The sequence below is a fragment of the Saccharopolyspora flava genome (assembly GCF_900116135.1).
GTDB lineage: Bacteria > Actinomycetota > Actinomycetes > Mycobacteriales > Pseudonocardiaceae > Saccharopolyspora > Saccharopolyspora flava.
The window spans coordinates 346,431-359,623 of record NZ_FOZX01000006.1 but is presented as its reverse complement, the minus strand read 5'-3'; the positions used below and the strand labels follow the sequence as shown (position 1 = coordinate 359,623).

The window sequence follows — 13,193 nt, the reverse complement described above, 5'->3', positions numbered from 1 at the left end:
ATCTCGGCATCCAGCTGCCACGGATGCGCACGCGGCCGATGCGATCGATCTTCCAGACCGGCCAGGCCCTCATCCCGATAGCGGCGAATCCAGGCATGGACCGTCTTCCGCGACACGCCATACCGTTCAGCGACCTCGGTGACCTGAGCTCCAGCCGACAGGACCTCCATGACCGCGTGATAACGCTGCTCCACAACGCTCAACTCCACGAGCATCGGCCCCGGCCCTCCACGCGACGAACAACCATCGCGCCGAAGTCAAACCGGGGGCGGCAGTGTTACCCATCAACTGAACACCGCGTGTCACCCATCAAGCGAAGTAGGACACTTCGGTTCTGGTCCGCGTGTTTAAACTTTCTCTACTTCATCAAGGGCGGCCCCTGCGGGGCCGCCTGCCGCTGTATGCGAGCCAGGGTGGAGCTGCCGACCTTCCTGTATGCGAGCCCGGTCAAGCGGTCGTTGGCCGGCCGGGCGTGCGGCTCGCTGCGCTCACCGGTCCCGGCAGGCCACCGACCGCGACCGGGCGCAAGCGGAAAGGTCGGCAGCCGCACCCTGACGCCAGCGGTGGCAGGCGGCCCCGCAGGACCACGCCCGAAGCAAACCAACTCAACCGCGGTTTCCGTCACCTCAGGCAATCGCTCACCTGGTCAAACTCAGGGCACAGTGCTGGGCACGCTGCCGAGCTGGTCGCCTTACCACTCCAGAGGGCACAGAAGTGCCGGCCGCGAAGGTGCTCACCGGCTTCTGGTCCATCTTCACGGGCGCTTAGCGGACGGTGTCGGCCAGCAAGACGGTCGCTAGCGCACCGTAGACGCCTGCTGCGAGCCGTTCCAAGAGCATCCTGACTCGCGTGTGGTGCAGTACCCGATCTCGGATCACGCCCGCCGCGCAACCGATCGCGAGATCCGCCAGGAGCCCGAGTAGCTGCAGAATCAAACCCAGCATCAGCAGCTGAAGAACAGGGTTCCCCTTGGTAGCGCCGAGGAACTGCGGCAGAAATGCAGTGAAGAAGAGCATGATCTTCGGGTTGGCGATGTTTACCACGAACCCCCGCCGAAACACATCCGCCGACGGGACGGCGGTGGCCGCTGGCTCAGACCCGCTGGACCTCCAACTCGCCCATGCGAGATACGCCAAGTACACAGCGCCGCCGAGCTGGATCGCGCCAACCACCCCCGGCGCAGCAGCGAGAAACATGCCGAGACCGAGGGCCGTGAGAACCACGTAGACGCTGACGCCCGCAGTGATGCCGAAGGCGGCTCGCGTCGCGCCCTTTCGGCCGTCTCTCAAGCCCGTGGCGACGATGAAGGCCATGTCAGGCCCCGGTGCCAGCAGAAGGATGACGACGGCAGCGAGAAAGGCAGGCAGGACGCTTAGGTCCACCCATACGTAACCCGAAGACACGAATTTGGAGGTTACCATCTGTGTAACCCTAAGAACAGAATGTCAGGGTTACACTCTGTTTCGTGCTTGCTGTCCCTGCGCTCGAAATGACCCGCGTGGTCGAGTTCGTGAACGAGTACGCCGACCTCCCACGCGCGGCCGCAGACGAGCTGGAGACGCCGTACCCCAACGCAACCGAGATCCTGGCGTGGCCCGGCCACCTGCCCATCCCCGATACTGACGACCTCGTGGCTACAGCGAATGCGACCTTCCAGGTGTTCTCCTCCGCGCAGGACGGCCACGCGTTCCAAGAGCTCAACGACCTCTTGCAGTCAGCACGCCCCTTGCCGGTCGCGTCCGAGTCGGGTCTGTGCTGGACGGTTGAGGCGCGAACCGAAGTGCTCCCCGCAGCCCTGGCCACATGCATCTTGCAGTGGCTGCTGAACCATGAACAGGCCCGCCTCGGAACGTGTCATGGCGCCAAGTGCGTCGACGCGTATGCCGACGCATCCCCAGCGGGCAAACGGCGCTTCTGCTCGTCGACCTGCCTGAACCGCCACAAAGTGGCCGCGTACCGCCAACGCGCGAAGCCGAATCCGGGCACAGAAAGGAACTGACGGTCGCCAACTGGCGATCATTCGCACGCGTGTTCTAGCCTCGGGGTGTCGGGTGGGAGGATGGGGAAGATCCAGAAGGCTCGGCGCGGGTCGGTCGCTGCACCTCTCTGGCCGACCCGACCAAACTTCACGTCGGAGCGGGCACCAGGTGGCGAACGAGGGTGGCGATGGCTGGCAGGGCACACGGCGACGGCCGGACACCCCGCAACCCATCTGGGTCCACCTGACGCAGGCTCTACCGCCACAACACGGCATCGGCTGCGGCCGCACCCCGCTCCGCGTACGAGCGGGCGGCATCGACATCTCCACAACCGTCCCCGGCGTCCTGCTAGCTTGGCACCAGACCTGCGTCGGTGACTGGTGGGCACTTGCCACGTTCGAGCTGACGAACCGCTCCGGCAGGCCCGGCCTGGTGGTCACTCAGCTGGTCCCCGCGAAGGCCGTCAAACCACGGCAAGGGACGGCAAAAGTCGCCGATTAATTGCCAAGAATCAGCCGCAGATGACGGCAAACGACGCCAGGCAAGGCGAACTTCGAAAACACCATCTATGCAGCTAACCAAAGGTCTTGTCAGGCAACGACAAGCACTGTCCACCATGGATCGACAATCCGCGGGTTCAGGGTTCGATCCCCTGGCGGCCCACCAAAACCCCAGGTCACACGACCTGGGGTTCTTCTTTTCAAGATCGCCGCCGTGCTTTTGCCGTGGAAGGCGACTCCTCCGGGGCGTACCCCACGGGGTCGGCCGTCGGCGGGACGGAGTGGTGACGACAACTGGCCCCCTCGTCGTTTGAGGAGGCCAGTTGGTGGCATACCTAGCGTCGGATGACGCCCCCCATGCATGAGCGGGGCAGCTCGGTGGCGGGGCCGGCTGCTCTCCGCCTGAGATCACCGGCCGAGCGGGCCCCGAGTCATGTTGATGATGAGCTTCTCGCCCTCGACCAGGACCTCGTAGTCCACACTGGAGTCGAGACCGATGGTCATCTCGGCGGTGCCGTGCGAGTTGTCGTTGACCACAGCGCTCTTGGCGGTCGGCAGGTTGAACAGCTCGGGGCCCGCGGTGGTCCGGCCTGCGTCGGCGGCGTTCAGGTAGATGTGCAGGAAGTTCGTGCCCTTCATGCCCTGGACCGGTTCCGCGGAGCCGCCCCAGACCGGAGCCGTCTGGTTGAGCTCGTGGCTGTTCACCGAGATGCCGCCGGACAGCCCGGAAAGCGAGCTGAAGTCGAAGACCACGCGCTCCTCGGAGCCGTGCTGACCGGCCCGGATATCGATGTCACCGACAGGGGTGTCGACCGCGTCGCCGCTCTCGTAGGCCCCGCTGCCGGGGTAGGTGCCAGCAGCCTCGCTGCTCGTGCCGGTCCCGGCGGACGTGCTGCTCGTGCCGGTGTCAGCGGACTCGCTGTTGTCGCCGGTACCAGCGGCGTGGCTGATCGTGCCGCCTTCGCTGTGCCCCACGGCGGGGCCGGAAGACGGCTGGTTCGCGGAAGCCTGTCCGAGAACGGGAGCGACCACGGGCTGCTGCGCACCCGCCGAGCAGCCGGTCAGCGCGAGCGCGGACAACACGACGGAACCGGTGGCCACGGCGAGCTTGGTGCGGAAAGACATGAGCGATTGCCCCCTTGTTTTCTGATGTCTCACGCACCTTGAGACGCGCCGGGGACGCGTTGGTTCCGTCCCGCACCGAAAAACGATCAACCCGTCCGACGCACGCCCTGAATCCGGACGAGGACCGCGGACGGCGTCACTTGTTGATCAGGTAGCGGATCATCAGGGTGTCGTCCTGGGCGAGGACCGAGGCCAGGGTGAGGTCGGCCGGGTCGATGCCCGTGCCGTGGGCGATGCGTTCGGCCGTGCCGGACACCAGCATCGGGGACAGGGTGAGGCGGAGTTCGTCGACGGCGCCCGCTTCCAGCAGCGAGCCGAACAGGCGCGGGCCGCCGTCGCAGTGCATCCGCTTGAGCCCGCGCTGCGCCAAAGCGCTTGTCGCGGCGGCGAAATCGACCGAGTCGTGGCCCGCGACCAGGACCTCGGCGCCCGCCGCTTCCCAGTCCTCGCGCAGCGTCGCCGGGGCCGCATCGCAGGTGATCACGATCGTGGGGACCTGCGCTTCGGTGATCACCGGTGCGTCCGGCGGGAGCGACCGGCCGGAGGTGACGACCGCGATGCGCGGGACCGGCGCGAGCCCGTGGCGGGCGCGCAGCTCGGTCTGCCGCTCGTCCAGCTCGATGCCGCGGAACTCCTCGATGATCGCGGTGCTCGCCCCGACCAGGACCACGTCCGCCAGGCTGCTGCCCAGCGGGTACACCTCCCGGTCGGCGGCGTTGCTCAGGCCGCGCGAGCGCCCCGCGACCTCGACCGCGCCGTCCACACTGCTCACGAAGTTCATCGCGAGCCACTGGGACCGGTCCTCCGGATAGCCGTAGAGGCGCTCCAGCTCGGCTCGGTCCACGCTTCCCGCCTCGTGCGGCGGCCACAACCGGTGCATCACAGGTACCTCACCACGCGCGACGGCTTCCGCTCGCCGGCGATGCTCGCGACCATCTCCAGGGTGTGCCGGGTCTCGCGGACCTGGTGCGCGCGGAACATCGCCGCACCGGCCTGCGCCGCCAGGGCGGTCGCGGCGAGCGTGCCGGTCACCCGGTCGTCCAGCTCGACGCCGAGCGTCTCGCCGACGACGTTCTTGTTGTGCTCATCGCCATCAGCACCGGCCAGCCCGTGTCGATCATCTCCTGCAGCCGACCGAGGATCTCCAGCGACTGGTAGGTGTTCTTGCCGAAATCGATCGCGGGATCGATCAGCACGCCTTCGCGCGGAACGCCCAGGGCGACGGCCTTCTCGGCGAGGCTCGTGGTCTCGGTGATGACGTCCGCGACGACGTCGTCGTACTGCGGGCGGGTCGGATCGGTGCGCGGCTGGAGGCCTCCGGTGTGCGAGCAGACGTACCCGGCGCCGTACTTCGCGGCGACCTCGAGCATCTTCGGGTCGTAGCCCTGCCAGGTGTCGTTGAGCAGGTCCGCGCCCGCCCGGCACACCACGTCGGCGACCTCGTGCCGGTAGGTGTCGATGCTGATGACGAGGTCGGGGAACTCCTCCCGCGTCCACTCCAGCGTCGGCAGCACGCGGTCGAGCTCCTCCTCGACGGTGACCTCCGGGCCGGGGCTCGCCGGGATCCCGCCGATGTCGAGGACGTCGGCGCCCTCGGCGACGGCGTGCGCGATGGCCTCGCGGGCCCGGTCCTCGGCGAAGGTCGCGCCGTGGTCGTAGAACGAATCCGGCGTGCGGTTCACGATCGCCATGATCAGAGCGCGATCGCTGACCACCGTTCGACCCCGAAAGGCCAGCTCAAGCATCCGGTCTCCTCGCCGCGCGGCACGTCCTCCGCAGCCGAGACTACGTGCTCGGGCCCGCCGCCGGGTCCAGGACGCCCGCGAACACCAGCACCAGCAGCACGACGCCCAGCACCACCCGGTAGACCACGAACGGGACGAAGGTGCCGCGCTTGATGTAGGCCATCAGCCAGGCGACGACGGCGTAGCCGACCACGAACGACACGACCGTCGCCACCAGTGTCGGACCCCAGGCGGGCGCGTTCCCGGCACCGATGTCGGTGAGCTTGTAGATACCGGAACCGAACACCGCCGGGGCGGCCAGCAGGAACGAGTACTCGGCGGCGTCGGCGCGCCGGTAGCCCATCAGCAGACCGGCGGTCGTGGTGCCGCCCGAGCGGGAAACACCGGGGATCAGGGCGAGTGCCTGCGCGAACCCGTAGGTGAGGCCGTGCGGCACGGTCAGGTCGTCGAGGCTGCGCTGCTTGCGGCCGAACCGGTCGGCCCAGCCCAGCAGCAGGCCGAAGCCGATCAGCACGACGGCGGTCAGCCGCAGGTCGCGGAACACCGAGTCGATCGCGTCCTCGAACAGCACGCCGAGCACCACGACCGGGAGGGTGCCGACGATGATCAGCCACCCCATCCGGGCGTCCGGGTGGTGGCGGTGCTCGGGGTCGCGCAGCGAGCGGAACCAGTTCGCGAGGATCGAGCCGATCTTGCGCGCGAAGTAGGCGACGATCGCGAGCTCGGTGCCGATCTGGATGACCGCGGTGAACGCCGCCCCCGGGTCGTCCCACCCGGCGAAGGCCGCCACGACGCGGACGTGCGCGCTGGAGGAGATCGGCAGGAACTCGGTGAGCCCCTGCACCAGCCCCAGCACGATCGCTTCGAACCACCCCACGACGTCCCCTCTCCTCACCGGCAGCCGCACGGTATCGGACCAGCGGATCCCGATCGGCCTACCGACACCCCGGTGGCAGGCGCGAACCCGACGAGTCCGATTGCGGGAGATCATCGAGGTGCTCGCCTGGGGGCGGTTTTGGCCCGAATCGCCCGGGGTTTCGGGGACGAGATCCCGGGCGGTTCGGACCCAAACCGCCCGCTCTCACACCTCCGCGCCCAAGTAGGCCAGGGCCATGTCCGCGGTTCGGGAGGCCCACTGGTCCCAGCCGAGACCGTCGGGCCACGCCTGGCAGCTGGCCGCGCGGTGGACGCACGCACCGATGACGCTCCGCGCGGCGAAGCGCACCGCGTCGCCCGCATCGGGCTCCAGGTGCGGCCGGGCGGCGTCGACGAAAGCCCGCTGCACGACGTCGAGAGCGCGCAGGCCGCGCTCGGCGCCTTCCGCCGACTGGACGCTGAGCAGCTCCGGGAAGGCCCGGGTGTGCCCGGCGAAGGCGTCGGCCATCGCGCCGGTGAAGGCGACCACGACGCTGCGGAGGTCCGGTGCCGCGGACGAAAGCGCCTCGCGCACATCGGTTTCCAGCGTCTCCAGGAGCTGGTCCTTGACGGCTTCGAGGAGCTGCTCCTTGCCGGGGAAGCGCCGGTAGATCGCGCCCACCGACACGCCCGCGTGCTCGGCGACCGCCGCCACCGTGAAGTCGTCGAGCCCTCCCGCGCTCAGCACGTGCTCGGCCGAGGTCAGCACCTTCTGCAGGGACTCTCGACTGCGCGCCTGCTGCGGAGGCCGGTAGTGCGGGGAGCTCACCTCGCCGACGCTACCGCCCCCGCACCCTCCACCGTCCGAGTGATCCGGCGTCGAAAACCGCAACATTCGTCGGCGCGAAAACCGGGGTTTTCGACGCGACGAATGCCGGGGTTTTCGACACCAGGGATGCGAATGGTAATTTGCGTTCGCTTCTGTGGAGAGGGGTTCGGGCTTGGTGGGGATCGAGGTGCGGGACGCGTTCGTCGACTTCCCGATCTTCGACGCGCGGTCTCGGTCGTTGAAGAAGAAGGTGTTCGGCAAGGTCGGGGGCAAGATCGGGACCGGGGCGAAGGTGCCGGTCGTCGAGGCCCTGCGAGGGATCACGCTGTCGCTGCGCGAAGGCGATCGAGTGGCCCTCGTCGGGCACAACGGGGCCGGGAAGTCGACGCTCCTGCGGCTGCTGTCCGGGATCTACGAGCCCACGCGCGGCAGCGCCCGGATCCGGGGGAAGGTCGCGCCGGTCTTCGACCTCGGCGTCGGCATGGACCCGGAGGTCTCCGGTTACGAGAACATCATCATCCGCGGGCTCTTCCTCGGCATGACGCGACGCCAGATGCTGGACCGGGCCGACGACATCGCGGAGTTCACCGAGCTCGGCGACTACCTGCACATGCCGCTGCGGACCTACTCGGCGGGTATGCGGGTGCGCCTGGCGCTGGGCGTCGTCACCACGATCGACCCGGAGATCCTGATCCTCGACGAGGGCCTGGGCGCGGTCGACGCCGCGTTCATCGCCAAGGCGCGCCGGCGCATGGTGGACCTCGTCGAGCGCTCCGGAATGCTGGTCTTCGCGTCGCACTCCGACGAACTGCTGATGGAGCTGTGCAGCACGGCGATCTGGATGGACGAGGGAGCGATCCGGATGACCGGGCCCGTGACGGAGGTGCTGACCGCGTACAAGGGCCATCCGCCGTTCGCGGGGACGTAGTCTGGGGGTGTGTTGGAGATCTGGGTGAATCCGGCGTGTTCGAAGTGCCGTTCCGCGGTGAGCGAGTTGGACGCGGCCGGGGCCGAGTACACCGTGCGGCGCTACCTGGAGGAGCCGCCGACGGTCGGTGAGCTGGAGGCCGTGCTGGAGCGGCTCGGGCTGGAGCCGTGGGACATCGCGCGGACCGGTGAGGCCGTCGCCAAGGAGATCGGGCTGCGCGACGTGCCGAAGGACGCCGAGCACCGGGGTGAGTGGCTGCGCCTGATGAGCGAGAACCCGAAGCTCGTCCAGCGCCCGATCATCACCGCCTCCGACAGCACCACCGTCGTCGGCCGCGATCCCGAATCGGTGCGTCGCGTCATCGAGGCCGAGCGGGACGGGGCTCGGCCGTAGGGTCGCGGGCATGAGCGACAAGCGCATCGCGGCCACGCGCACGATGGCGGTCTCGCCGTCGGAGATCTTCGCCGTGCTGCGGGACCCCGAGGGGCACGTGGCGATCGACTCGTCCGGGATGCTGCAGTCCTCCGACGGCGCGCCGGTGAGCGCGGCCGGGGACACCTTCGTGGTGCACATGGACCGCGAAGCGCTGGGCGACCTCCCCATGGGCCAGTACGACGTCGAGGTCGTGTTCACCAAGGTCGTCGAGCCCACCGAGATCGAGTGGACGATCCACGGCACGATCAAACCGCCGATCGGCCACGTCTTCGGCTACCTGCTCGAACCGCTGGAGGACAGCGGTGACGGACCGGCCACCCGCGTCACCTCGTACTGCGACTGGAGCGGCGTGCACCCGGACTGGGAACCGGTCTTCCCGGTGATCGACCAGAAGGCGCTGCGGGCGACGCTGGGCGTGCTGGAGCGCACGGCCAAGCGCGGCTACCCGCGGATCAGTCGCGGCGGGTGAGCTTCTCGCCGAGCCGGATGATGCGCTCGCCGACGTTCTCGGCGAGACCGCTGGTGGCGGTGGCGACCTTGTCGGCCGCCGTGCGGCTCACCGCGGCCGCCTTCGTCGCGGCGTCCTCGGTGAAGTCCGCCGTCGCGGCGCCTGCCTGGTCGGCCCAGCTGGCGGCGCGGCCGGAGAAGCGCGCGACGTGCTCGGCACCGTCCTGGCGGACCTGCTCGTAGAACTTCGCCGTCTGCGCGACGGTCGTGTCGACCAGCTTGGAGAACGCCTCGGGAACCGGCATCGCGACCTCCTCGGGGATACCGAGCACACCTGTTACTTCAAGTAACACCTTAGGGAGATCGCGGCGCGTCCGCAACGCCCGGGCCGATTCGAGATCAACCGAACTTCTCGGCCGATAACCGGCATCGATCAACTTCCGTCCACATAGGACGGTCGCGCGGTCGCGTGATGAGGATCGCTCGGGCGGACGACTTGATCGTAGTGAACAGCGAGGACCGGCTGCCGATTCGCGGACGGCGAACCTCCGGGTCGCCCCGGCGATGCCGGAACGCAACCTTGGGCACTTAGGATCAATCCCCCAGGGAAGGGAATGCCCGCACGGACGCTGAGCAGGAAAAATCCTGAACATGCGGCCATGTTCGCGCGGGCAGCGTCAACAGCCGAGACCTCGGCGACCATTAAGGACAGAAACATGCTTCAGCAGCGGACGCGACTGTTCGGTTCGATCGTGGGCCTGTGCACCGCCGGCGTGCTCCTCGCCGGTTGCGGCGGAGGCCAGGAGGCCGAGCACGCGCAGCACCAGCCCGCGCCGCAGACGCCCGCCGAGGGCCAGTCCGCTGCGGGCAAGCAGACCTCGGGCGCGTTCGAGAACTTCTCGCCGACCGCCAAGGCCATCACCTACAAGCCCGAAGAGGTGCCGGTCGGCGGGCAGATCACCGTCAACTCCTCCGCCGCCGACGGCAAGAGCCAGGTGACCGTCGAGGTCAAGGGCCTGCAGCCGAACCGCCCCTACGGCGCCCACGTGCACGTCAAGCCCTGCGGCGCGACCGGTGAGGACGCCGGCTCGCACTACCAGGAGAAGGCCGACCCGGTGAAGCCGTCGGTCGACCCGGCCTACGCCAACCCGCAGAACGAGGTGTGGCTGGACTTCCACACCGACGCGCAGGGCAACGGCACCGCCACCGCCGAGGGCGCCTGGTCGCTGGCCACCCGCGACGACGCCCAGTCGGTCGTGCTGCACGAGACCCACACCCACTCCGAGCCCGGCAAGGCCGGCTCCGCGGGCTCGCGCCTGGCCTGCATCACCGCGGACTTCTGATCCGCCGGGAGCACCGGGAGGGCATCCGCCGACCAGGCGGGTGCCCTCCTGCGCTTCCCGCACCGGAACGCCTTGACGCAGGTCACGGGTGATCGCCCTCGGGCATCGGGGACAATGGGCGTGATGACCGCTCTGGACCTGCCCGCCCCGACGGGTGCCAAGACGCTGCGGATCGGGCCTCACGAGGTCGATCCGCCGGTGGTGCTCGCCCCGATGGCGGGAATCACGAACGTGGCGTTCCGGCGGCTGTGCCGGGAGTACGGCGCCGGGCTGTACGTGTGCGAGATGATCACCAGCCGGGCGCTGGTGGAACGGCACCCCAAGACGCTCGAGATGATCACCTTCGACGCCGACGAGAGCCCGCGCTCGATGCAGCTCTACGGCGTCGACCCGGTCACGATGGGGCAGGCCGTGCGGATGATCGTCGAGGAGGACCTCGCCGATCACGTCGACATGAACTTCGGCTGCCCGGTCCCCAAGGTCACCCGCAAGGGCGGCGGTTCCGCGCTGCCGTACAAGCGGCGGCTGTTCCGCGACATCGTGCGCGCCGCCGTCACCGCCGCCGCGCCGGCGGGCATCCCGGTGACCGTGAAGTTCCGCATCGGCATCGACGACGAGCACATCACCTACCTCGACGCCGGGCGCATCGCCGAGGAGGAGGGCGCCGCAGCGGTCGCGCTGCACGGCAGGACCGCCTCGCAGCGCTACTCCGGGACCGCCGACTGGTCGGCGATCCGCACCCTCAAGCAGCACGTCACCTCGATCCCGGTGCTGGGCAACGGCGACATCTTCAGCGCCGACGACGCGCTGCGGATGGTCGACGAGACCGGCTGCGACGGCGTGGTCGTCGGGCGCGGCTGCCTCGGGCGCCCCTGGCTGTTCCGCGACCTGCAGGCCGCGTTCACCGGACAGCCGATCCCGGAAGGCCCGAACCTGGGCGAGGTCTCGCGCGTGCTGCGGCGGCACGCCGAGCTGCTCGCCGACCACATGGGCGAGGAGAAGGGCCTGCGCGACCTGCGCAAGCACATGTCGCAGTACCTGCGCGGCTTCCCCGTCGGCTCCGACCTGCGGCACGGCTTCGGGCTGGTGTCCAGCCTCGCGCAGCTCGACGACCTGCTGGCGCAGCTCGACCCGACCGTGCCGTTCCCGACCGACGCCGAGGGACCGCGCGGGCGCCAGGGCTCGGCGGGCAAGGTCGTGCTGCCCGAGGGCTGGCTCGACGACCCCGACGACGCGACCGTGCCGAGCGGCGCGGAGATCGACTCCAGCGGCGGCTGAGCGTGCCGGGCCGGCCGCTCACCGCGCTGGGCCTGACCGCAGCGCTCGGCCTCGCCGCAGCGCTGTCCGGCTGCGCCTCGACGCCGCAGCGGCCGGACTTCCGCGGGTACTTCGCCGACAACAACGCCGCCGCCGCGGCCGGACCGGCGGCGCAGCAGGAGTTCTTCAACCGGACTCAGCACCCGGACTTCACCGCCAACACGTGCGAGCTCGGCGACCTCACCGTCCGGCTCGACCCGGCGTGGAGCACGCTGCGGCCCGATCCCGGGTTCACCGCCGACGGCGTGGTGCCGCGCGGGCAGATCTGGGTGATCGGCGTCGAGGTCACCACCCGGACGGGCGGCAGCACCACCGGTCATCAAATCGGGTCACAACACCTCGTGGTGCTCGACGGCCGCACGTTCGGCTTCGCACCCTGTCCTCAATGACCGCGCTCCCGCCGGCGCTCGAAAAACGGGAATCTGCGGCCAAGATCACTCCGATCGACTTGCCGGGCGGTGATATGAAACTGACACTGGTTTGCTCGTCCGTGCGGGTGGGTCCGTCCCGATTCGCTTCCACATCCACCCCTCCGCCCGGTACACACCTAGGAGCCGATGGCTCGGCCTCGGAACCGCCGACGTTGTCACTCGATCGCGCGAACCGAGGCACGGGGCGAGTCGAACCGGCATGATCGTTCCGTCAGACCGAACGACAGCGCGGACGGGAGGTGGTCGACATGATCCGCAACGGGTTCACCGGGCAAGACCCGCACTCCGGCGGAGGAGACGTGCCGCAACCGCCCACGCCTCGCAGCCGTGAGGAAGTCGCCAACGGCACGGGCATGGCGGAACTGCACGAGTCCATCGCGCGGCTGCTGGCCTCCCGGGGCCAGTGGCGGCAGGCCTACCACCACCTGCGCTCGGCGCTGGACATGATGTCGTCGGACAAGCCGGCGGTGCCCGAGCAGCTGCGCAGCGAGGTCGAGCTGCTGCGCCGCGAGCACGCCAAGGCTCGCGAGGACAGCCTCCGGGACAGCCTCACCGCCAGCTACAACCGTCGCTACCTCGACGAACGGCTCGCCGACCTGGTCGCCGAGAACGCCATGACCGGCGAGGGCCTGGCGGTGTCGCTGATCGACCTGGACTGGTTCAAGGTGGTCAACGACACCTACGGACACCTGTTCGGCGACCGGGTGCTGCAGCGGGTCGTGGACCTGCTGCAGGAGGCGTTGCCGGACGGGGCGTTCTGCGCCCGCTACGGCGGCGAGGAGTTCGTGCTGGTGCTGCCGCACATCCTGCCCAACTCGGCGGTGCAGGTCTGCGAAGCGGCCCGGCAGCGGGTGGAGCACTTCGAGTGGGAGACGATGGCGCCCGGGCTCGGCGTGACGATCAGCATCGGCGTCGCGCACGAGCAGGGCACCGGCGGGCACGTGTCGGGCGAGCAGCAGTTGATCTCGGCCGACGCGCTGCTGTACGCGGCGAAGCGCGCCGGTCGAAATGCCGTCGCTTACCGAAAAGGCGCCGAAGTCCGGTTGGCGGGTGCCGCTTCCGAGCGGATCACCGAAACGGGGAGAAGAGCCGCCGGCTACTGATGGCGATCGCGCAAGAACGCAGGGTGCATTCTCATTGTGAACATATCGGTCATCTGGCTTAGCACGGCTCGTCGCAATAGACGAGCAGCGCGGTAGGATCGTGCACTGATTGTGAAGAAACTGTCGGCGCTATCGTCAGTTCGGGCGATCCGCCGT

At 69.0% G+C, this 13,193-nt stretch carries 15 protein-coding genes and 1 pseudogene; 8 read left to right on the top strand and 8 right to left on the bottom strand.

The annotated features are described in order from the left end of the window. A partial coding sequence (locus BM424_RS19605) for a helix-turn-helix domain-containing protein (RefSeq protein WP_425442039.1) occupies positions 1-203 on the bottom strand: 203 nt, incomplete at its 3' end. A 561-nt stretch (positions 204-764) separates the two neighbouring features. Then, entirely contained in the window at positions 765-1,421 is a 657-nt protein-coding gene (locus BM424_RS19600) for a LysE family translocator (RefSeq protein WP_093420066.1), read from the bottom strand. Between the two features lie 44 nt (positions 1,422-1,465). Between BM424_RS19600 and BM424_RS19595 the strand changes: the two genes are divergently transcribed. Then, the gene (locus tag BM424_RS19595) at positions 1,466-1,999 is read left to right on the top strand and encodes a CGNR zinc finger domain-containing protein (RefSeq protein ID WP_139274103.1); all 534 of its coding nucleotides are present in this window, start codon (positions 1,466-1,468) and stop codon (positions 1,997-1,999) included. Positions 2,000-2,887: 888 nt separating this feature from the next. On the opposite strand, the gene BM424_RS19585 is transcribed toward BM424_RS19595, so the two are convergent. From BM424_RS19585 to BM424_RS19565, 5 genes and pseudogenes are all read right to left on the bottom strand, one after another. After that, entirely contained in the window at positions 2,888-3,604 is a 717-nt protein-coding gene (locus BM424_RS19585; RefSeq protein ID WP_093420058.1) for an AMIN-like domain-containing (lipo)protein, read from the bottom strand. 136 nt (positions 3,605-3,740) lie between these two features. Next, positions 3,741-4,448: a pyrimidine reductase family protein gene (locus BM424_RS19580; RefSeq protein ID WP_342742634.1), complete on the bottom strand. Its 708-nt coding sequence runs from the start codon at positions 4,446-4,448 to the stop codon at positions 3,741-3,743. Between the two features lie 35 nt (positions 4,449-4,483). Beyond that, positions 4,484-5,349 (bottom strand): annotated as a pseudogene (folP, locus tag BM424_RS19575) (dihydropteroate synthase). Between the two features lie 40 nt (positions 5,350-5,389). Further along, complete coding sequence (locus tag BM424_RS19570; protein WP_093420053.1) at positions 5,390-6,226, bottom strand: undecaprenyl-diphosphate phosphatase; 837 nt, start codon at positions 6,224-6,226, stop codon at positions 5,390-5,392. 204 nt (positions 6,227-6,430) lie between these two features. Beyond that, positions 6,431-7,033, bottom strand: coding sequence for a TetR/AcrR family transcriptional regulator (locus BM424_RS19565; RefSeq protein WP_245775971.1), 603 nt, complete (start codon positions 7,031-7,033; stop codon positions 6,431-6,433). Between the two features lie 172 nt (positions 7,034-7,205). Between BM424_RS19565 and wzt the strand changes: the two genes are divergently transcribed. The 3 genes from wzt to BM424_RS19550 are packed head-to-tail and all read left to right on the top strand — an operon-like array spanning position 7,206 to position 8,865. Then, positions 7,206-7,961, top strand: a complete 756-nt coding sequence (gene wzt / locus BM424_RS19560; protein WP_093420048.1) for a galactan export ABC transporter ATP-binding subunit Wzt/RfbE — start codon at positions 7,206-7,208, stop codon at positions 7,959-7,961. 12 nt (positions 7,962-7,973) lie between these two features. Further along, complete coding sequence (locus BM424_RS19555) at positions 7,974-8,354, top strand: ArsC/Spx/MgsR family protein (protein ID WP_093420182.1); 381 nt, start codon at positions 7,974-7,976, stop codon at positions 8,352-8,354. Between the two features lie 10 nt (positions 8,355-8,364). Next, positions 8,365-8,865, top strand: a complete 501-nt coding sequence (locus BM424_RS19550) for an SRPBCC family protein (protein ID WP_093420045.1) — start codon at positions 8,365-8,367, stop codon at positions 8,863-8,865. Here the strand turns inward: BM424_RS19550 and BM424_RS19545 are convergent. Continuing rightward, the gene (locus BM424_RS19545) at positions 8,849-9,148 is read right to left on the bottom strand and encodes a hypothetical protein (RefSeq protein ID WP_139274102.1); all 300 of its coding nucleotides are present in this window, start codon (positions 9,146-9,148) and stop codon (positions 8,849-8,851) included. The genes BM424_RS19550 and BM424_RS19545 overlap by 17 nt on opposite strands. 411 nt (positions 9,149-9,559) lie before the next feature. On the opposite strand from BM424_RS19545, the gene BM424_RS19540 reads away from it, so the two are divergent. From BM424_RS19540 to BM424_RS19525, 4 genes are all read left to right on the top strand, one after another. Further along, positions 9,560-10,186 carry a superoxide dismutase family protein gene (locus BM424_RS19540; protein WP_093420040.1) on the top strand — a complete coding sequence of 209 codons (627 nt, stop codon included), beginning with the start codon at positions 9,560-9,562 and terminating at the stop codon, positions 10,184-10,186. A gap of 123 nt (positions 10,187-10,309) precedes the next feature. Continuing rightward, positions 10,310-11,464: a tRNA dihydrouridine synthase DusB gene (gene dusB / locus BM424_RS19535; RefSeq protein WP_093420179.1), complete on the top strand. Its 1,155-nt coding sequence runs from the start codon at positions 10,310-10,312 to the stop codon at positions 11,462-11,464. A gap of 2 nt (positions 11,465-11,466) precedes the next feature. Further along, positions 11,467-11,892 (top strand): hypothetical protein, encoded by a 426-nt coding sequence (locus BM424_RS19530; RefSeq protein WP_093420037.1) that lies wholly within the window; start codon positions 11,467-11,469, stop codon positions 11,890-11,892. A 290-nt stretch (positions 11,893-12,182) separates the two neighbouring features. After that, positions 12,183-13,037, top strand: a complete 855-nt coding sequence (locus tag BM424_RS19525) for a GGDEF domain-containing protein (RefSeq protein ID WP_093420177.1) — start codon at positions 12,183-12,185, stop codon at positions 13,035-13,037. Positions 13,038-13,193: the final 156 nt, after the last annotated feature.